General features: G+C 58.2%; 17 protein-coding genes and 1 tRNA gene. 11 read left to right on the forward strand and 7 right to left on the reverse strand.

The genetic code is table 11. The annotated features are described in order from the left end of the window. Positions 1-134 precede the first annotated feature (134 nt). From ASE04_RS13780 to ASE04_RS13800, 5 genes are all read left to right on the forward strand, one after another. Entirely contained in the window at positions 135-1,991 is a 1,857-nt protein-coding gene (locus ASE04_RS13780) for an LTA synthase family protein (protein WP_443216866.1), read from the forward strand. A 77-nt stretch (positions 1,992-2,068) separates the two neighbouring features. Next, on the forward strand, positions 2,069-2,593 hold the full coding sequence (locus ASE04_RS13785; protein ID WP_056818122.1) for a DUF1003 domain-containing protein: 525 nt from the start codon (positions 2,069-2,071) through the stop codon (positions 2,591-2,593). A 122-nt stretch (positions 2,594-2,715) separates the two neighbouring features. After that, positions 2,716-3,627, forward strand: coding sequence for a hypothetical protein (locus tag ASE04_RS13790; protein WP_056818124.1), 912 nt, complete (start codon positions 2,716-2,718; stop codon positions 3,625-3,627). Positions 3,628-3,798: 171 nt separating this feature from the next. Continuing rightward, positions 3,799-4,221 (forward strand): TadE/TadG family type IV pilus assembly protein, encoded by a 423-nt coding sequence (locus ASE04_RS13795; RefSeq protein WP_056818126.1) that lies wholly within the window; start codon positions 3,799-3,801, stop codon positions 4,219-4,221. Beyond that, entirely contained in the window at positions 4,218-5,954 is a 1,737-nt protein-coding gene (locus ASE04_RS13800) for a pilus assembly protein TadG-related protein (protein WP_056818128.1), read from the forward strand. The genes ASE04_RS13795 and ASE04_RS13800 overlap by 4 nt, the downstream gene beginning before the upstream one ends. Before the next feature lie 54 nt (positions 5,955-6,008). On the opposite strand, the gene ASE04_RS13805 is transcribed toward ASE04_RS13800, so the two are convergent. Beyond that, the gene (locus tag ASE04_RS13805; protein WP_056818130.1) at positions 6,009-7,382 is read right to left on the reverse strand and encodes a class II 3-deoxy-7-phosphoheptulonate synthase; all 1,374 of its coding nucleotides are present in this window, start codon (positions 7,380-7,382) and stop codon (positions 6,009-6,011) included. 286 nt (positions 7,383-7,668) lie between these two features. On the opposite strand from ASE04_RS13805, the gene ASE04_RS13810 reads away from it, so the two are divergent. Continuing rightward, on the forward strand, positions 7,669-8,967 hold the full coding sequence (locus ASE04_RS13810; protein ID WP_156408785.1) for a TadE/TadG family type IV pilus assembly protein: 1,299 nt from the start codon (positions 7,669-7,671) through the stop codon (positions 8,965-8,967). 9 nt (positions 8,968-8,976) lie between these two features. Here ASE04_RS13810 and gor read toward each other — a convergent pair whose 3' ends face one another. The 3 genes from gor to rpiA form a co-directional block, all read right to left on the reverse strand. Then, positions 8,977-10,362 (reverse strand): glutathione-disulfide reductase, encoded by a 1,386-nt coding sequence (gene gor / locus ASE04_RS13815; protein ID WP_056818133.1) that lies wholly within the window; start codon positions 10,360-10,362, stop codon positions 8,977-8,979. 113 nt (positions 10,363-10,475) lie between these two features. Continuing rightward, complete coding sequence (locus ASE04_RS13820) at positions 10,476-11,051, reverse strand: DUF2059 domain-containing protein (RefSeq protein WP_056818162.1); 576 nt, start codon at positions 11,049-11,051, stop codon at positions 10,476-10,478. 17 nt (positions 11,052-11,068) lie between these two features. Next, positions 11,069-11,767 (reverse strand): ribose-5-phosphate isomerase RpiA, encoded by a 699-nt coding sequence (gene rpiA, locus ASE04_RS13825; RefSeq protein WP_056818135.1) that lies wholly within the window; start codon positions 11,765-11,767, stop codon positions 11,069-11,071. Positions 11,768-11,964: 197 nt separating this feature from the next. Here rpiA and ASE04_RS13830 point away from each other — a divergent pair, with 197 nt between their 5' ends. Further along, complete coding sequence (locus ASE04_RS13830) at positions 11,965-12,687, forward strand: HAD family hydrolase (protein ID WP_056818137.1); 723 nt, start codon at positions 11,965-11,967, stop codon at positions 12,685-12,687. Positions 12,688-12,933: 246 nt separating this feature from the next. After that, entirely contained in the window at positions 12,934-13,299 is a 366-nt protein-coding gene (locus tag ASE04_RS13835) for a hypothetical protein (protein ID WP_056818139.1), read from the forward strand. 55 nt (positions 13,300-13,354) lie between these two features. Here ASE04_RS13835 and lipB read toward each other — a convergent pair whose 3' ends face one another. After that, positions 13,355-14,074, reverse strand: coding sequence for a lipoyl(octanoyl) transferase LipB (gene lipB / locus ASE04_RS13840; protein WP_056818141.1), 720 nt, complete (start codon positions 14,072-14,074; stop codon positions 13,355-13,357). Between the two features lie 181 nt (positions 14,075-14,255). On the opposite strand from lipB, the gene ASE04_RS13845 reads away from it, so the two are divergent. From ASE04_RS13845 to ASE04_RS13855, 3 genes are all read left to right on the forward strand, one after another. Continuing rightward, positions 14,256-14,340, forward strand: a tRNA-Leu gene (locus tag ASE04_RS13845). Positions 14,341-15,795: 1,455 nt separating this feature from the next. Continuing rightward, positions 15,796-16,182, forward strand: a complete 387-nt coding sequence (locus ASE04_RS13850) for a hypothetical protein (protein ID WP_056818143.1) — start codon at positions 15,796-15,798, stop codon at positions 16,180-16,182. A gap of 1 nt (position 16,183) precedes the next feature. Then, entirely contained in the window at positions 16,184-18,148 is a 1,965-nt protein-coding gene (locus ASE04_RS13855) for an AAA family ATPase (RefSeq protein ID WP_056818145.1), read from the forward strand. Here ASE04_RS13855 and ASE04_RS13860 read toward each other — a convergent pair. Beyond that, positions 18,135-18,410 carry a helix-turn-helix transcriptional regulator gene (locus tag ASE04_RS13860; RefSeq protein WP_056818147.1) on the reverse strand — a complete coding sequence of 92 codons (276 nt, stop codon included), beginning with the start codon at positions 18,408-18,410 and terminating at the stop codon, positions 18,135-18,137. The two genes, ASE04_RS13855 and ASE04_RS13860, sit on opposite strands and share 14 nt — an antisense overlap. A 618-nt stretch (positions 18,411-19,028) precedes the next feature. Beyond that, a complete protein-coding gene (locus tag ASE04_RS32190) occupies positions 19,029-19,463 on the reverse strand; it encodes a DUF6634 family protein (RefSeq protein ID WP_056818149.1) in 435 nt (144 codons plus the stop codon). Positions 19,464-19,821: the final 358 nt, after the last annotated feature.

Genomic DNA, 19,821 nt, shown 5'->3' on the forward strand with positions numbered 1-19,821 from the left:
CTAGCGTTCATGACGTGGATGTGACAGTTCCAAGAAGTTTTGATGACGTTGGAGTTGAGGCGTTGATCGCGCAAGTAATCAGATCCGGAGCGGCGGTGCGCGTCGTGTCGTTCTATTCCGGGATCGACGCAAACATACGCTCGTCCGCAGTGCGCGCTGGGATCGGCATCCTCCTGTCGACGCTGATCGCGCTGTTCGCGACGATCGCGGTGGAGATAATTGCTCGCGGCAGCCTCACCGACGTCGGTGATTTTCTGACATCGACGGCACGTCCCGGCGTGACGACCGTCTTGATGCTGACGGTATTGATGCTGTCTCTCGACGCAGCGTTTGGCCGCCGCTTCCAATCCGTTCTGATCATCCTGCCGCTGGTGCTCATTCCGGCCTTCGTTTCCAATCAGAAACAGCACTACCTCAGTGATCCGCTGTATCCGTCTGACGTGCTGTTCGGTCGCCAGATCGTGGAACTGTTACCCGTCATGGTTCGCGACCGGCCATTGACGGCGGTGGCGCTCGTCATCGGCATTGTCGTCTTTGCGGCGGGCCTGATGATGGCCTGGCGCTATTGCTGGCGCCACTTGCCGAAAGTGTCCCACAAGGCACGCGTCCGCCGCCTTTGCCTCTGCCTGCCGGTCATTTTCGCGTTCGGCTCGCTCATGGACTACTCGCAGTATTCGTGGATCCGCGATCGCCTGCAGGTCGTGCCGATGATGTGGGACCAGAAGGAGAACTATCGCAGCAACGGCTTCATCCTCGCCTTCATTTTCAACGTGCCGATGGCTGACATTGCAGCGCCGAGCGGGTTCGGCTCCCAGGCGCTCGATGCCATTCCCGCTCGCAACTATGGCTACCTGCGCGGGCCGAACGAAAAGCCGGATGTGATCATGCTGATGAGCGAGTCCTTCTGGGATCCGACACGGCTGAATTCGGTGACGCTTTCCGCCGACCCGATGCCGAACATCCGCGCCGCGCAGTCAGGCCATGTCTTCTCTCCGGAGTTCGGAGGCATGACCGCCAACGTCGAGTTTGAGGCGCTGACCGGATTCTCGAACGCTTTCCTGCCCTATGGCAGCATTCCCTATCAGCAGTATATACGCACCGACGTACCGTCGCTCGCGACGTTCTTCCGCAGCGAGGGATATGTCGCCCGCGCCCTGCACCCCTTCAGCGGCTGGTTCTGGAACCGCAACGAGGTCTACAAGGATTTCGGCTTCGAGGAGTTCAGAAGCGAGGAAACCATGCCTGCGATGGAGAAGCGCGGCATCTTCGCATCCGACGACGCGCTGATGAAGGAGATCATGCAGGAAGCCGACGGGCTTGATCGTCCTTTCTTCTTCTTCGGTGTTACCCTCCAGGGTCATGGCCCTTACGAGCCGAACCGCTACGCAAACAACAGCATCGACATCCAGGGCAACCTCAGTGATGGCGAACGCGCAACGCTTGCGACATACACGCAGGGCATCAAGGAAGCCGACGAAAGCTTCAAGATGCTGACGGACTGGGCTTCGAAGCGCGATCGCGAAACCATCATCATCCTGTGGGGAGATCACCTTCCCCCACTGGGCAGCGTCTACACGACGACCGGCTACATGCCGGATCAGGTCGCCACCCGCAAGGCGCCGGTAGCCGTGATGAAGAAGGAACACGAGACGCCGCTGGTCATCTGGTCGAACAAGAAGGGCAGCAAGAGCGATATCGGCACGGTCAGCCCGTCGATGTTACCCTATCATCTGCTGAAATTTGCTGGCTACGAGCACCCCTATTACACCGGTTTCCTCGGGCGGATGCAGAAGAAGTATCCGATCGTCGATCGCTATCAGCTGATCGCGCGAGATGGCACGCCGACGCCTGATTGGGTGCTGAAACCGGCCGGACTCGATCCCTTGGTTCGCGACTACCGATATCTGCAGCATGACATCATGTTCGGAAAGGCGCAGTCCCGCGCCCGCTTCTTCCCCGAGACATCAGGGGCTCAGGATTCTGGAACCTAACCTCATGGTAGATTGCAATTTGACGCCATAACGGAATACTCGCCCCGAAAAGCGAATAGCGCATCGGGAGTCGATCCATGTATAATCTGCCCAACTTTGTTCACATCCACTTCGGCAAGTCCGCCGACGAACTCGGCGACATTGAGAAACGTGTGCTTGCCAAGGCGCACGAACGCAAGATCATCTCCACCGACATAAACGCGGCGCTCAAGGCCGAATCCACCTACGGTGAACGCTTTGCCGACTCCATCGCGCGGGTCGGCGGGTCCTGGGGTTTCATCCTCACATTTCTGGCATTTCTGGTGTTCTGGTGCGTCGTCAACACGGTCGTTCTCTTGACGCGTGCCTTCGACCCCTACCCCTTCATTTTTCTCAATCTCATATTGTCGATGCTGGCCGCGATCCAGGCACCGATCATCATGATGTCTCAGAACCGGCAGGCCGAGCGTGATCGGTTCGAGGCGGCGAAAGACTACGAAGTTAATCTCAAGGCCGAATTGGAAGTTCTTTCTCTTCATCAGAAGATCGATATGAGTGTTCTTACGGAAATCGCAGCGCTACGCGCCGAGATCGCTCAGCTGTCTCAGAAGATCTCCGGCTGATCCGGCGGCGCCACTTAACTATATTACCGTAATCATGCGCATGCCGGGCAGTTTCGCATTGAAATTGCCTTTTCAATATTCGAATAGAGAAATTTGATCGACGATACATTGTTGCAAACAAGATGGATGAATTTCATACTCTCTCCTCCCGACCCAAGCTCGTCGGTAAGCTTCACGATAGTCAGGAAATACTGCGTCATCCCTCCTTCCTGGCTATCGAGCGAAAAATAGCGCTCCACCTGATCGAGATACACAGGAAGACACCCCGTCTCGCGCGCCTTGCGGCATCGCACCGCAAATGGCTGCTGACACAGACGCTGTTCGCGATGCATGCCGGGCGAGATCGAAGCGACCCGCTCTCGGGTCTGACGGCCAGCAGGTTGATGCAGGCGGCGGCGGAGTTCGATGTTGCCAGCAGGAACACCGCAGCCTCGTTTCTCTCCGAACTGGTCGCTTATCGATTTCTACGCAACGTGCCGGACGACACGCCGGACCGGCGTATCCGCCGCCTTGAGACGACCGACGCCAGCGACGAAGCGATGCTCTCGTGGTTCCTCGGGCACATGGCTTGTCTGGATGAGCTCGACGGTGGTAACAGGGCTGCTCTGACGCAGACGGAACCACACCTCTTCACCCTGGCGCAACCGCATGCTGCCACCGCACTGATACGCGATCCTGCGTGGAAACACCCGCGTGACAGCATCGGCCATTTCCTTTGGTCTGATATCGGCGGGCTTGTGCTGCATGATCTCGTCAGTCGGTTGCCCGACGACGCACGGGAGCACGATCGCGTCGTTCTCGATGGCGTAAGCCCGACAGAAATCGCGACCGAATTCGGAATTTCGCTGACGAATCTGAAGCGGATGTTCAAAAAGGCCGAAACCGACAAGTTGATAGGCTGGGAAAAGGCACGCGGGCGCCTGTGGGTGTCCCAAGTTTTCATAGAGGATTACTTCTATTGGCAGGCCGCCAAATTCGCTCAGCTGGACCAATCAATCCATTGGGCGGCGAAGCAGCCTCCCCCAAGCAACTGAAAAATATAGACGAAAAATCCGCCTGCACCACTTTTCCGCGAAGGTTCGTCAGCGCGCTGTCCTGCGCCGAATACACGCAGTAGGTTTATTAGGTAAGTAAAACTTAATAAATCAAGATGTATCCTTGGGTTGTTGTCGAACATATTTCGACCAGCGTAAGGAGTGGTCATCATGAACACCATTCGCCGCCTCCTGTCGAATACGCGAGGCGCTGCCGCAATCGAATTCGCGATCGTGGCGCCGTTGTTCCTTCTCGTTGTTCTGACGCTGATAGCATATGGAATCTATCTCAGCGCTGCTCATGCCCTGCAGCAGCTTACCGCCGATGCGGCGCGCACCGCGGTCGCCGGCATTTCGGAGCAAGAGCGCGTCACGCTCGTCAATAACTACATCGCCGTCTCCACGCTGAACGATCCGCTGATCGATCGGAAGAAGCTGCAAGTCACTGTCGCTACCGATCCGCAGAACAGCAACCAGTTCACGGTGACCACGGAATACGACGCTAGCGCCCTACCTATCTGGAATTTATACACATTTCCAATTCCGAGCACGACCATCCGTCGCTTTGCGACGATCCGTATGGGTGGCATATGAACCTAGGACGTGGGTCTCCTGCCAAATTCCTTGCCGCGAGGGATGGGAATGTGGCGATCATGGCGGCGTTGTGCGCTCCGTTAATCCTCTATACGCTGGCGCTTGGCGTCGACTACGGAATGATGACGCTCCAGCAGCGGCGGCTACAGCAGTTGAGTGATATCGGCGCGATCGTCGCGGCCTCCGACATCGCTAATGCCTCCTCCAATCTCGTCGCGAACTTCCAGAAAAATGGCCTCAATGTCGCGGTGAAAACCACTAACGGCTATTTGACGCCGTCAGGCAGCCTGCCGTCTAACACCGGGAAACTCTCTCAATATGACGCTGTGGTTCAGTACACGCCTGGCGTTTACGTGGCTGATCCATCATTAACGGCGGCACAGCGCTTTGTCGCCGGCGTCCAACCATATGATGCCGTAAAGGTTGCAGTGCAGCAGAAGGCGGAACTGACATTCGCCGCGTCTTTTGCAACTCCTCCGACACTTGGTGCTACCGGAACCGCGTCGGCCTCGAAAATCGCCGCCTTTTCGATCGGTTCACGTCTCGCCAGTCTGAACGGCGGCGTCCTGAATGCACTGCTCGGCAGTCTGCTCGGCACGACTGTATCGCTGAAGGTGGCTGACTACGAAGCCCTGGCGGCCGCGGACGTCGATCTGCTCTCCTATCTCGATCTGCTTGCCACGAGCCTCAATCTGAAGGCGGCGACCTATGATGATCTGCTGAACACCGACATTTCCTATCCGCGGCTGTTGAATACGCTCGGCAAAACCCCTGGCCTCTCTTCGACCGTTACCAAGGCGCTCGCAGCTCTGGAGAAGGGCTTGGGATCAACGCAGCTGAAGGTGAAGCTGAAGGATCTGGTCGATCTCGGCCCCATGAGCGAACGCGTGATCGGCAGTGGCTCGCATCTTCTCGTCGATGCGACCGTCATGGATATCCTCTCTGCGACCGCGATGGCGGCAAACCAGAGGAACCAGGTGGCGGTCAATCTCGCCGGCACCGTGCCCGGATTGACAAGTATCACCCTGAAACTCTCGATCGGTGAACGGCCCAAAGGCGTTGCGTCCAATGCCGTGGGCGCCACGGGAGCAGCGGTCCGAACCGCCCAGATCCGCCTCGCCATCGAGGCAAGTATCCCGGGCCTCGCCACGATCGCCGGCCTCAAGGTACGCGTACCGCTCTATGTCGAAGCAGCCTACGCAGAGGCAAAGCTGGCGTCCTTCAGCTGCCTGGGCGGCAATCCCAAGAATGCGAGTATCGGGGTTGATGTCGTCCCGGGCGTAGCGGAGATCGCGCTTGGCGACGTGGATCCTTCCGCCATGGCGAATTTCGGCGACAAGCCACGAGTGACGCCTGCAACGATCATCGACGCCACGCTTTTGCGGGTCACAGGCATGGCCGATGTCAATTTGACGAACACCTCGAAAACCCGATTGGGCTTTCAGAGCACTGATATCGCAGCAAAGACGATCAAGAACGTCTCGACCCGTGACAGCCTGACCTCCGCGGTCCAGTCGCTGCTTAAAAACACGGACATACAGGTGCAATTGCTGTTCATCGCGCTGGGAACCAACAAGGCCGTGATGTCGGCGATCGCCGACACGCTGTCGGGCGCAACAGCGCCGCTGGACGAACTGCTCTACAACACGCTTCTGATGCTCGGCATCAAGATCGGCGAAGCTGACGTGCGGATGACCGACGCACGCTGCCAGCAATCTGTGCTGGTCCAATAAAAAAAGCCCGGCGGATTGCCGGGCTTTTTTTAATGTGTTCGGCATTCAGAAAGATCAGGCGCTTGCGGCCATTCTCTTTTCGTCTCGGCCGCCCTTCATGCGTTCGGCCAGCAGGAATGCAAGCTCGAGTGCCTGATCGGCATTGAGGCGCGGATCGCAATGCGTGTGATAGCGATCCTGCAGGTCTTCGCCGGTCAGGGCGCGCGCGCCGCCGGTGCATTCCGTGACGTCCTTGCCGGTCATCTCGATATGAATGCCACCAGGATGCGAGCCTTCCGCACGATGGATCTGGAAGAAGCTCTCGACCTCAGACAGGATCCGCTCGAACGGCCGTGTCTTGTAGTTGTTCAGCGTGATCGTGTTGCCATGCATCGGATCGCAAGACCAAACGACCTTCCGGCCCTCCCGCTCGACCGCACGGATCAGGCGTGGAAGATGATCGGCAACCTTGTCATGGCCGAAACGGCAGATCAGGGTCAGGCGACCGGCTTCATTGGTCGGGTTGAGGATGTCGATCAGGTTCAGCAGATCGTCAGCCTGTAGCGACGGGCCGCACTTCAAACCGATCGGGTTCTTGATGCCACGGCAGTATTCCACATGTGCGTGGTCGGCCTGGCGCGTGCGGTCGCCGATCCAGATCATGTGGCCTGAGGTCGCGTACCAGTCGCCCGAGGTGGAGTCGATGCGCGTAAGGGCTTCTTCATAGCCGAGAAGCAGCGCCTCGTGGCTGGTGAAGAAATCGGTTTCGCGCAGGCTCGGATTGTTTTCCGCGCTGATGCCGATCGCCTTCATGAAATCCATGGTCTCGCTGATGCGACCAGCAAGCTTGTGATAACGCTCGCCCTGCGGGCTGTCCTTGACGAAGCCCAGCATCCACTGATGCACGTTCTCGAGGTTCGCATACCCACCCATCGCGAACGCACGCAGAAGATTGAGCGTGGCTGCCGACTGGCGATAGGCCATCGCCTGGCGCTCGGGATTGGGGATACGAGCGTCTTCGGTGAACTCAATGCCGTTGACGATGTCACCGCGATAGCTCGGCAACGAAACGCCGTTCTGCGTTTCAATCCCGGACGAACGCGGCTTGGCGAACTGACCGGCAATGCGGCCGACCTTGACGACCGGAAGCTGCGCGCCGAACGTCAGAACGACGGCCATCTGCAGGAAAGCACGGAAGAAGTCGCGGATGTTGTCAGCGCCATGCTCGGCAAAGCTTTCGGCGCAATCGCCGCCCTGGAGCAGAAAGCCGTTACCCTCGGCCACATTGGCGAGGTGTTTCTTCAGACGGCGAGCCTCCCCGGCAAAAACCAGCGGCGGATAGGAGGCGAGCTGAGCTTCGGTTGCAGCCAATGCAGCCTGGTCCGGATAGTCCGGCACCTGCTGGATCGGTTTTTGCCGCCAACTGCTCGGGGTCCAATTCTGTGCCATCTCACTCACCTGTCTCAACCATCCGCGCCAGCTGCCGGAAGTTCCTGTCCAAAATGTTGGGCGGCTTATAAACCTTTAGCGTCCCGTTGCCTAGCGGCGTTGCAGGGTTGCATTGCAGTCGATTTGACAGCTTCTCCAGCGGGCGCCCTCGGGCCGTCAAGACTCGGTTAACCAAGAGATTTCGCATCTGATTCAATTTTTTAGCCTAGAAGACAGGCTTGAGGGCCGGGCATGAAGATCCCGCTTTGAGACACCGATGTGATGGTGAAACCATGGGATTAGCATCTTGCGTGGCTTCTCGCGTTTTCTCAGCGACCGTTCCGGGAACTTCGGCGTCATAACTGCCATCCTTATCGTGCCCTTGATCGGCGCGGCTGGCACCGCAATCGACTTCTCCCATGCGTTGAGCCTCCGCACGCAGCTCTACTCCGCCGCCGACGCAGCGGCGATCGGCGCGATTGCCGAAAAATCCCCGGCCGCCGCTGCCGCCATGGCGATGACCGCCGATGGTCCGATCTCCGCCGGTCAGGACGACGCCCGCAGCATCTTTTCCGGGCAGATGCAGGGAGAAATTACGGCCAACCAGGTAACGATCGACACCCAGGTCAGCCGCGCATCAAATCGGCTGAATGCCACGGTTTCGTTCAGCGCCAATGTCCCGACGACGTTCATGCAGCTTTTCGGCCAGAAGAACATTCCGATTTCGGGCACCGCGACGGCGATGTTTCAGACGGCGTCCTTCATGAACTTCTATATCCTTCTCGACAACACCCCGTCGATGGGCGTCGGTGCGACGCCGGCAGATGTCGCGACGATGGAACGAAAGACATCCGATACCTGCGCTTTCGCCTGCCACATCGTCTCGACGGCAGGGGTCGAGGATAAGAACAGCTACTACAATATCGCGCGACAGAATGGGGTGACGCTCCGCGTCGACGTCGTGCGCCAGGCAACGCAACAGCTGACAGCGACGGCAAAGACGGAACGGACGGCTGACAATCAGTTCAAGATGGGCGTCTACACGTTCGGCACGAAGGCGGAAGACGCCACGCTGACGACCATCTCCTCACCGATCCCCAACCTCGACCAGGTGGCAACCTACACCAATGCCGTCACGCTGATGTCGATCCCCTATCAGGGGTATAACAACGACCAGCAGACGAGCTTCGACAGCGCCCTGACGCAGATGAACAAGATCATCGGCACATCGGGCGATGGCGCAAACACATCTCAGCCCCAGCAAATCCTGTTCTTCGTGTCTGATGGCGTCGGCGACAGCAAGAAGACCAACTGCACCAAATCCAAGACCGGCGACCGCTGCCAGGAGCCGATCGACACCTCCTTTTGCAAGCCGCTGAAAGACCGCGGCGTCAAGATCGCGGTTCTCTACACGACTTATCTGCCGCTGCCCAAGAACAGCTGGTACAACACCTGGATCAAGCCCTTCCAAAGTGAAATCCCGACGAAGATGAAGGACTGCGCAACGCCGGGCCTCTACTTCGAAGTGACGCCGACCGAAGGTATCGCCGACGCCATGAAGGCCCTTTTCCTCAAGGTCATCAGAACGCCACGCCTGACGAGCTGAGGGTGCAGCTTAGACTTTTTGCCCGTCGCGAACGCGGTAGCTCGGCGCATACATGGTGACGAGCTCCTCCGCCGCCGTTGGATGAACGGCCATCGTGCGATCGAAATCGTCCTTGGTGCAACCGGCCTTCAGGGTGATCCCGAGCAACTGCGCCATCTCGCCGGCGTCATGACCCAGGATATGCGCGCCGACAACCTTGCGGCTCGCGGCATCGACGATCAGCTTCATGATCATCTTCTCGGTGCGGCCTGAAAGCGTTGCTTTCAGCGGACGGAACTGGGCACGGTAAACTTCCAGTTCCTTGTAACGCCTGCCCGCTTCCTCTTCGCTCAAGCCGACGGTTCCGATCTCGGGCTGCGAGAACACCGCGGTTGCGATGGTATCGTGGTCCGGCTTTGTTGGGTTGTTCTTATATTCCGTCTCGATGAAGCACATCGCCTCGTGGATCGCGACCGGCGTCAGCTGTACCCGATCAGTGACGTCGCCAAGCGCGTAGATGTTGTCGATGCTCGTTCTTGAGTATTCGTCGACAACGATCGCGCCCCGCTGGTCCGTCTTCACGCCGGCAGCCTCCAGCCCGAGCCCTTCGGTGTTCGGCACACGCCCGAGCGCCAGGAGCACAACGTCGGCATTTAGCGTGCCATTCCTCAGCGTCTCGACCTGCAGCCCGTCGTCGCTCTTCGAGACTTTTTCCAAGGTGTCGTGGCAGAGGATACGAATACCTTTTTCTGTCATCGCCTCGTGAAGCCCGCGGCGCAGGTCCTGATCGAAACGCGACAGAATTTCCGCCCCCCGGTAAACCAGCGTCGTCTCGACCCCGAGCCCATGGAAGATGTTCGCAAACTCGACTGCGATATAACCGCCTCCGGCGATGACGATCGAACGCGGCAACTCCTCCAGATGAAATGCTTCGTTGGAGGAAATGCAGAGATCGTGCCCCGGCAGAGCAAGATGCTCGTTCGGGCGGCCGCCCGTCGCGATCACGATCGTCTTCGCCGTGACCGTCTGGCCGGTTTTGATCAGCCGCACGGTGTGTGCATCGACGAGTTCGGCGCGCGTTTCCAGGATTTCCGCGTTGGCGTTGGCGAGGCCCTTCTTGTAGAGCCCCTCAAGTCTCGCAATCTCGGCATCCTTGGCGGCGATGAGCTTCTTCCAGTTGAACGAGCTTGCGCCGACGTCCCAGCCGAAGCCCGCCGCGTCCTCGAAATGTTCGTGATACTGGGACGCGTAGACGAAAAGCTTCTTCGGCACGCAGCCGCGGATGACGCAGGTGCCGCCGTATCTGTATTCCTCCGCGATCGCGACCTTCTTTCCGAGCGCCGCCGCTACGCGGGCGCTGCGCACGCCGCCTGAACCGCCGCCAATGACGAAAAGATCGTAGTCGTAGGATGTCATGAGAAACTCCGGAAGGAATCGCAGAAGGGAATGCACCTGATATAGTGTCGGCGCCAATCAAAACAAAAGCCCGGACGATGCCGGGCTTTCGAAATTCGTGGGGTCTGAAAGACTTAAGGCTTTGCGGCCGGCTTTGCGGCTGGCTTTTCCGCCGGGGCAGCTGCCGGATCGGCCGTTGCTGCCGGAGGAGCCTTGACGACCTTGCTCAAAGCGGTGCTCGTCTGCTTCTGCAGGTCGCGCGAAATGCCCTGTGCCCAGATGTCGGCAGCCTTTACGGTTTCACGCGACGCGATCGGGCCGTCCTTCAACAGCTTCTGGCCGACAGGCGAGCTGTAGAACTCGGCGATTGCGTTGAGTTCCTCCACCGTAAACGACTTGGCGTAGGTCAGAGCGGCTTCCTTCTCGAGGTCGGCGCGGCGCGGCGCCAGTGCGAGAGCCTGCTTGTCGACTTCCTCGGTAATAGCGTCCTGATAGTTCGGCGAATCCTGGATCAGGTCGGCCTTCAGGCGCTCGGCCAGGCCGGGAAGAATGTTGTCGAACTGGGTCGTTGCACCGATCGCGTTGATTGCAGCCTTGGCAGCCTTCAGCTGCTCGGGGCTTGCTTCCTGGGCCTGAACGGCACCGATCGCTACGCCGGAAAGAATAACGGTTGCAGCGGCAAAACGGCCAAGGCCTGCCAATTTAATCATGAGTTTCATAGCTCCTGTTACCTGTTTGCCTGCAGCGTGCGCGCACCCGCCGGACCGGCAATAATTGCGAGCGTGGCCATATTGAGAAAGAGTCCATGTTCAACCACACCTGGGATTGCATTCAGCTCGTTTGAAAGCGCCTCTGCATCAGGAATGCGGCCAAAAGATGCATCGACGATATAGTGGCCGCCGTCGGTCATGAAGGTTCCGTCTTCCGATTTGCGCAGTGAAAGCGCTCCCGTAAGACCAAGCTTCGATGCCACCTTCTCGATCGCGATACGTGTGGCGACGAGACCGAATTGATTGACTTCGATCGGCAGCGCGAATGCCCCGAGCGTCTGTACCAGCTTGCTCTCATCCGCAATCACGATCATCCGATCGGATGCCGCGGCGACGATTTTCTCGCGAAGCAAAGCACCGCCACCGCCCTTGATAAGACGCAGAGCCGCGTCCAGTTCGTCGGCGCCGTCGATTGTCAGATCCAGCTGCGGCAGTTCATCGAGAGACTTCAACGGCACGCCGAGCTCCACGCACAGTCTTGCTGTCCGTTCCGATGTCGGAACACCCTCGACCTTGAAACCGTTGGCCACCTTCTCGGCAAGCAGGCGCACGAATTCCTCGGCGGTGCTTCCCGTTCCTATTCCAAGCCGCATTCCCGACTCGACGTGGGCAAGCGCAGCCTCGGCGGCTTTGATTTTCATTTCGCGGGCATCCATGCGCCGCTAACTCCAAATGTTACGTTGGATGAGCTGTTTACACGCCTCGTCCTGCAAACGAAAGCCAAATAACGCCACCACTTTTCGAAATCCGCCGGAGTTTTCGCAGCGCGAAGTAAAGTACCTGTAACGTTGCGTTTGCCGAGATCATCGCCTACGTCGGAATGAGCACAACAGATAGCAAGCGGATTAAATCCATGGCACCTGCACTGATCGTTTTCGACCTCGACGGAACGTTGCTCGATACACATGCCGATCTTGTCGAGAGCTTGAACCATACGATCGCGGCATTGGAGCTTGCTCCGGTGCGATACGAAGACCTGACCCATCTGGTCGGCCATGGCGCCAAGGTCATGATCGAGAGAGCCTGCCGGCTCCAGGGCCATCCATTGACCGATGAAGAGCTGCCCGCGCTGCTCAACCGCTTTATCGCGCATTACACTGAGAACATGCCGGGTAAAACGCACCCCTACCCCGGACTGCTCCGCTCGATGGAACGCCTGAAAGGCAAGGGATACCGTTTCGCTGTCTGCACCAACAAGCTGGAAGGCCTCGCCCGCACCCTTCTCGATCGTCTCGAATTGACCAGCCACTTCGATGCGATCACCGGCGGCGATACCTTCACCATGCGCAAACCAGATGCCGGTCACTTGCTTGGAACGATCGGGCGCGCCGGCGGCGATCCGTCGCGATCGGTGATGGTCGGTGACAGCATCAACGATATCCTTGTGGCCCGCAATGCCGGGATACCCTCGATCGCGGTTCCGTTCGGCTATTCCGACGTACCAGTGGCGACGCTTGAGCCCACAACGATAATTTCACACTTCGACGAACTCACATCGGATTTGATTGAAGAGCTGCTGCAATCCGCTAATCCGACTTTTGCAAACGGCGTGGTGGCAAACGCCGGCCATAGTTAAGTTGCATACAACGGTGAAATCTCTCTTGGGTTGCGGTGAATTGCTACTTCGCCGCAATCCGTGCTCGTAACTGAGTTCCATCAAGTTCTATCAAATCCAGTCGCGCGCCCGTGATTTTCATTTGAAAAATCGTGGGATGGCTGCGGCTATTTTCTTCACAATCCCGCCTTAATTGAAGCGCGAACTTGGTTTCGCCGAGGGTTGGAAGTCACGTTGTTTTGCAACGATGGATTGAGGAGAACTGCAATGCATATTCGATTTGCCGCAGCGGCTGGAATTCTTGCCCTTGGTCTGGCTGGAACCGCCTTCGCACAGCCCCAGTATTCGAACGACTATTCCAACGACAGTGACGGCTTTGCTCCCGTACAGGTTGCGCCATCAAAGCCTATGCACTATGCGCAGCACAAGGCGCCGGAATATTCGAACGACTACACCAATGACAGCGATGGCTTCGCTCCCGTTCGCATGTCTCCGTCCGTTGACAAGATGTCGACTGGGAGTATCAAGCCGCTTCCCGATTGCCCATCAGCCCAGACCGGTCGGGTTCACACGGCGGGCGGCGACGGCGGAGCATCGCATTCCGACGCCTGCCGCGACATCGGCGACAAGTAGATTCTTGCTTGGAGATTATGAGGGCAGTCACTCTGCCCTCATCTATGGCTTAAGCCTACGGACAGATGTCGGCCGTGGTCGCGCCAAATACCGATTCGAACGCCGTGCGAAGGTTTGTGTCGACATCGGTCATCATGACCGGAAGACCCAGATCCACTAGGCTGGTCACGCCATAGGCGGATATCCCGCACGGTACGATTCCACCGAAATGATCCAGTTCGGGCTCGACGTTCAATGATAGCCCGTGAAACGTCACCCACTTACGCAAGCGAATGCCGAGCGCCGCTATCTTGTCCTCGGTGACGGATCCGTTGGGCAATACAGGCTTGTCCGGACGCCGAACCCAAACGCCGACTCGATCCTCCCGCCGCTCGCCGCGAACGTTCATCGAATCGAGCGTGCGTATGATGACTTCTTCCAGGGCAGCAACGAAAGCCCGCACGTCCTGACGCCGCCGCTTGAGGTCCAGCATGACGTAAGCGACCCGCTGGCCGGGGCCATGATAAGTATATTCTCCACCGCGCCCTGTCGCGAACACCGGAAAACGGTCAGGCTGAACGAGGTCCTTCGGATCAGCACTCGTGCCGGCGGTATAAAGAGGCGGATGTTCCAGAAGCCAGACCAGTTCGTCGGCGCCGTCAGCGATCTCGGCGACCTCCCGCTCCATGATATCCACAGCCTCCTGATAGGGCACGAGTCCGTCGCTTATCCGCCAGCGGACCGCAGCAGTTCCCGGCCCAGGAAGCATTGATAGATTGAGATCGGTACGAAGCATGTGGATATCCTGCCGGCCCTGAAGCTGCGCGGGCCCTGCGCGCGAGGCTCTATATGGCTCCGTTTGAGGGGCGATTCAAATGCTGTGATTTCTTTTGAAAAAACTGTCACATCGTACTTGTGCCTCCGGAATCCTTTTGCTACATGCTGCGTCGCCGGCACAAACCGGCACCTACCACGATGCGGTCGTGGCGGAATTGGTAGACGCGCAGCGTTGAGGTCGCTGTGGGGCAACCCGTGGAAGTTCGAGTCTTCTCGACCGCACCAACCCCCTCCTGGGGTATTGTTTTTACTAATTTTTTTGCTACTCCATCGAATCCTTTGTGGCACAGTTTGTGCCCATTTTGTATCGCACTTTTTATGTAGGTTTTGGTGGCCAAAAGGATCAGAAAAATTGATCCTAGTTTCGTTCGGACCTCAAAGCTTATCGCTTGTCCCCCTACAGCGCGTGAGTCGCGGAAACGATGTAAGCAGCTCTGTGCATTCGTCGTGGAAACTGCGATCATTGAAACATATTACAAGCCGTCGCAGAACACCATGCTCACCAGGTGAGTATTTTGTTGCCAGGGTAACGATTTTTCCTGTCCAGCTAACTGACTCCGACGCCTCGCTATGAATGCGGCCATGTCCCGCCGGTTCCGGATAGGCGTTCAGGAATTCGAGCGCCCGATGAGCGACCGCCCAGCGGAATAAAGTCGCCGACCCTCTGCGATAAACCGGCGCCCATACACCGTTTCCTATCATCGCTTGTATTGAGATCGATAGACATGTCGTACGGCACAGTCACAAACGGCTCTCGACACCTCGCCTCGAATAGACGTTTCGAAGCCTCGGCAGTTCGACCCGATGGCATTGATGACTACTTTTGGCTTCCGAACGGGTCTTTCCAACTCGACGTGACCGCGTCTCGTGGGGGATTCGCGACCGCATTGGCATTTGGCGACAGCCTCTTCAAAGCTCTCGAAGACCGAGGTCATCGGATCGTCATCGCTGGTGCGTTTCAGGAGCTCGCCCGAATTTCGATCGACGGCGATGAAAAATCTCGGGAGGACCTCCGTGCGGCGGCGCGGCGACCGAGTGTCGTCTATGTCGGTACTATTCCAATCGGCCTTGGACCGCCCAAAAAATGCTCGCCGGATACGGCAAGTTCGTTCCATCGGACGAGTGGAAGGCATGTCGGATATACATGGTCCAACGTCAAGCAGATGCCGAGCCGACGCATCGCCTATGATCCTTCTCGACGCGCGGAATGGCGACAGAGTGGCTGGAATCGAAAACCGGCCAACTGGCCGGGCGCGTCGACGAGATCGCAAGGCGGGTCGAGAAAGCCGCAACAAGCTGGCGGCAATCGAGTAGCAGAACCTGTCCACGGTTCTCGCTAGCCGCCCCGCGTCGCCACAATCTGTTGGCTCGACCTCTTCCGTCGGTCCGCAATGTCGCCAAGGGTGCGTTTCATTGCGACAACTCGGGTCTCGGTTCGATCGAATACGCGACGGATAGGAGCAAGCTCTGCCACTCCGCACGGACGTCTCTCGGTTTACTGAGTGCGCCAGATGGCAGTCACGACTGAAGCCGCGCCATCGAGTTCCAGCGGTTCAGCTCCGAGCGCAGCTCCCGCGAACAGCCGCCGCGCCGTCGACATTGTTGACAAATTGCGGGCGATGAGCGACAAAATACTCACAACATGAGCGCAGCGCTCATGAGTCGTTGAAGGATTCGTCGATGAAACTACTTCGATTTGGAGAGCCTGAGGGCAACTCGTCACCACGAGCGATCAGCGCGCGCATCAACTCATCTGCTAGTCTCACCGCGGACCTAAGCAGGATTCTCGTCGATCGCTCCCTTCCCATTCTCAATCCGGATGACGGCCCGCTGGTGGAGGAATGGAACATTGAGTCCCGCATGGTACCGATGCTGACTGGGTACTTCCGGTATCAGAAAAAAGTCGATCCGCGCGGAGAGGAATGGCTGAGTTTCACGGCACCGTTGGAACTGCTGTCTGTCGAGGGCGGCGTCGCGAGGTCCATGGAGCGTTGGTATAGGCTTGGGAAACCCTCGCCGTTCGCCAAGGACATGGTTCAGATCTGGGGCGCGACCGATGGAAAGTAGGGTGCTTGCCGCCGCCAACGTCCGTAGCAGGTACGTGATCCCGCATGTATTTGCGAAGATCCGTCAGTCAACAGCTCTATTCCTGGCATATGCGGCGCTGCGGGCCACCTTGAGAGGGCAGTACCCTCTGATGCACGGAATTCCTTCGATCGTTGTTGTCATCACCGGTGGCGTCAAAGTCAGCGAAGCTCACCGAAAGGCAGCAGAATTGCTGTTGACGGGGTCGCTGGGATCCCGGACCCGCCGGGCTCCCGAGCAAAGGGTTCTTGTACATGTAGTGGAAGCGCCGCTGCGAAAGCGGTTCAAACAGTCAAATCCCATTTTAGAGGAGCACGGGAGATACGAGGTCATCATCGTCCTCGCCCCAAGCCGCACTGAAATCCCCTCGGACCTCGCTATAGCCGCGGACGCGCTTGTCGATCTGATCCGTCCGACGGCTCGGCACATACAAGCCGTGCGTCGACTGCTTGGCCACACGCCTTTCGATGAGGAAACGGCGAAGGTCGTCGCGGCGTTGGATTTCTCTCTTCTTGTTCCAGTCGTCAGCAGGCCCAGTCTCCCGGCTGCCGAAGCGCGACGTCTCGTAAGCACTGTCGGGAGCGCCACTGCGGATGGTCCATCTCTCGAAGATCTTCCTGGTTATGGCCGCGCAAAGATTTGGGCTCGTGCATTCGTCACTGACCTCGCCCGCGTCAGAAGCGGAGCGTTGGATTGGGCGGAGATGTCCCGAGGTGTCCTCTTGCATGGTCCCCCAGGCACTGGAAAGACTCTCTTTGCTCGCGCGTTTGCGCGATCGGCCGGTCTGCCTTTTATCGCGGCGTCGGTGTCGCGTTGGCAATCGGCCGGGCACCTCGGAGACCTCCTCGGCGCGATGAGGGAAACCTTCGAGGAGGCGCGGGCAAAACAGCCATCAATCTTGTTCCTGGACGAACTGGATTCAATCGGCGATCGGGCGAAGTTCAGCGGCGATCACATCGACTACTCGCGCCAGGTGGTCAACTTCCTGCTCGAGTGCATCGATGGCGCGCAAGGACGAGACCAAGTACTCGTCGTCGCTGCCACCAACTATGCAGACGTGATCGACCCTGCCCTTTTGCGTAGCGGTCGCATCGAACGGCATATCAAAGTCGAGCTACCAGACGCGGAGGACCGCTTCGACATCCTCCGCTACCATCTAGGCATCAAGAATCCAGAAGATGCACTCAGGGCGATTGCCGTTGATCTTAACGGATGGAGCGGCGCCGACCTGGAAATGCTGGCACGGGAGGCGAAACAGCGCAGCCGCTATTTTGGGCGCGCTGTTCAGGTCGACGACGTCGTCAAATCGCTACCGCCGCTGCAAGAGCTTTCCGATCCCGAAGCTCGTCGCATTGCATTGCATGAGGCTGGACACGTCTTGGCCGCCTGTGTCCTCTTTCCAGGGTGCCGAGTCAGCGTTTCACTGCGTAAAAAGTTCCGCTGGCTTGATTCGAAGCGAGTTGCGCCCGGCGCTACACTGTATGAGACTTTTGGCGAAGACCAATTGCTCCAGACACGGCAGGCTCTCGAAGACTACATCTGCAGAGCCCTGGCAGGCGCAGCCGCCGAGGAGCACGCGCTGGGATCGAAATCGAACGGTTTCAGCGGGTCAATAGGAAGCGACCTCGAGACTGCGACAGTCATCGCCGCGCGAATGCTCTGCTCTTACGGACTAGGCAGAAGCTTGGCGTTCCTGACCGAGGCTACCAGAGTGGATTCAAACTTCGCCACAAGGCTCCCCAACGATCTGCGCAGGGAGGTCGGTCGTATCCTTGATGAACAGTATCTGCGAGCAAAACTACTCGTCGCCGAGCGCACGAGCACCCTCGAGGAAATCACTGGAGAGCTTCTGGAAAAAGGCGCACTCACCGCGGATGATGTCGCCGCCATAGTGTCCAGGAACCCCGCTTCGTTTGTTGGTTCTGAAAGGTCGATTATTCGGCTGTAGACTCTATTCCCGAGCCACGGCGACGGATCAACGCTACAGCGGGCCCTCGGGTCGCGTTGCCTTCCACGAAGACGACCCCGGCGGCTTCCAATGCGATACGCACCTTCTCGATCGCTTCGGCCAGCACGTTGCCCTCGCATTTTTCTATTCGCACAATAATCTGACGGCTGACGCCTGCGGCAACCGCGAGCTCTTCCTGGCTGAGGTCCAGCAGCGCCCGTGCGGCGCGCAACGCATTCATAATGTCCGACGTCGAATCCATGAATCCGAGCGTGGCTTCATTTGAAAAGCGTTGTCAACAATTAGCGCAAGGATTCGCCGACGGTATTCCAGCCAAAACGATCAAAAAAGACGAGCGAATCCTTCAGGCGGTGTTAGAGGGACCGCGTCTTTTCAGAGTTTCACGCCGCCGGCCTTCCTTGACTGTGATCCGAGTTCGAATTGTGTCCTCTCGCAGGCTGGGTCCGATATCGCCAGCGCCGTCGCCGGAATTCACGGACGGAATAATGAGATGTTTGTCACCTGACCGGCTTTTATCTTGTTGTTCGTCCATTTCACTCTCGGATGTAAGGGACTACTTTGTCTGGGAGTATATAGGCTTTCGAGACCTTACGCCATTCCAAGCTGCCGATTGTCCATTCTTCCCGCTGCCGACTGCCCGCCGTGCACAAAAGCTATGGCCGCAGCTCAGACTACACAGATTCGGTATGTCTCTGGTTGGCGTCCGCTCAATCACAGGCAGTCTACCGCCCTGAAGGACTTCCTCATTCAGCAGGCGGATCATTCGGGGCGAAGCCGGACGCTGGTTCGTCCACGTTTCCGGCATGCCCCCCACGGCACTCAGCGTCGCCAAGTGAAAGTTTGAATTCGAGCAATCTAGCTACCTAATGCGGTTCTGCTCCGCGCGATACCCATGCTCCATGCGTGTGAGCTTCTGTTCCCGGAGGGGCTTTTCCTCCCGGATGAACGCGATCATCGCGTCGATGTCGTTTCCACCTCCGGGCGCCTCTCCCAGTGGAAGGTGTCGTCGCCTACGAAGCTTCTGCGCCCAATAGCGGATTTCTCGCTCTGCTGGTGGATAGGTTTCCCCGAGCCGGTACAGGCGGCTATCCGTCCTCGCCCAACGGGCGGGGGTCCCCGTATCCATATGCAAGACGGGAGAGGTATGACTGTGGTCACCCTCGTCAATTTCCGGGTGGCCAAAGAACCAGCCGTAGAGCCACGGTCGGCTGTACGATGGGCTCTCGAGCACCCATCCCCGAAGGAGGGGTGCGGCCGCCAGATCGGTTTCTGTCGGGACCTCACTCACTACCATTGACCCTTCATGAGGATTGATCTGAAACTCGGTTGCGGTACGGTCACTCTTAATTTCTGATGCAGATCACCCCTTCGATCATAAGGCTAAATCTCGACCGAAGCGGAGGAGGATCTCATTGAACGTTTCCATCTTCTCACGGTGGACGGCGGAAACGAGATGAAAAGGCCGCACCGATCGCACGTCGACAATTCGGTCTGCGGCCGCAACGATATGGATCGGCACCTTAATACCCAGAGGCCATAGAATGACGAGTGGACGTGGCCTGCCCCAATCGGGTGATCCGGGTTTAATGTTAGTGCATGCTGGGTCTGGCCGCTACCGCCGGGGTTGATGCCGGTCCGTTCTGACGCGGCCA

It is taken from the genome of Rhizobium sp. Root708 (assembly GCF_001429725.1).
GTDB lineage: Bacteria > Pseudomonadota > Alphaproteobacteria > Rhizobiales > Rhizobiaceae > Rhizobium.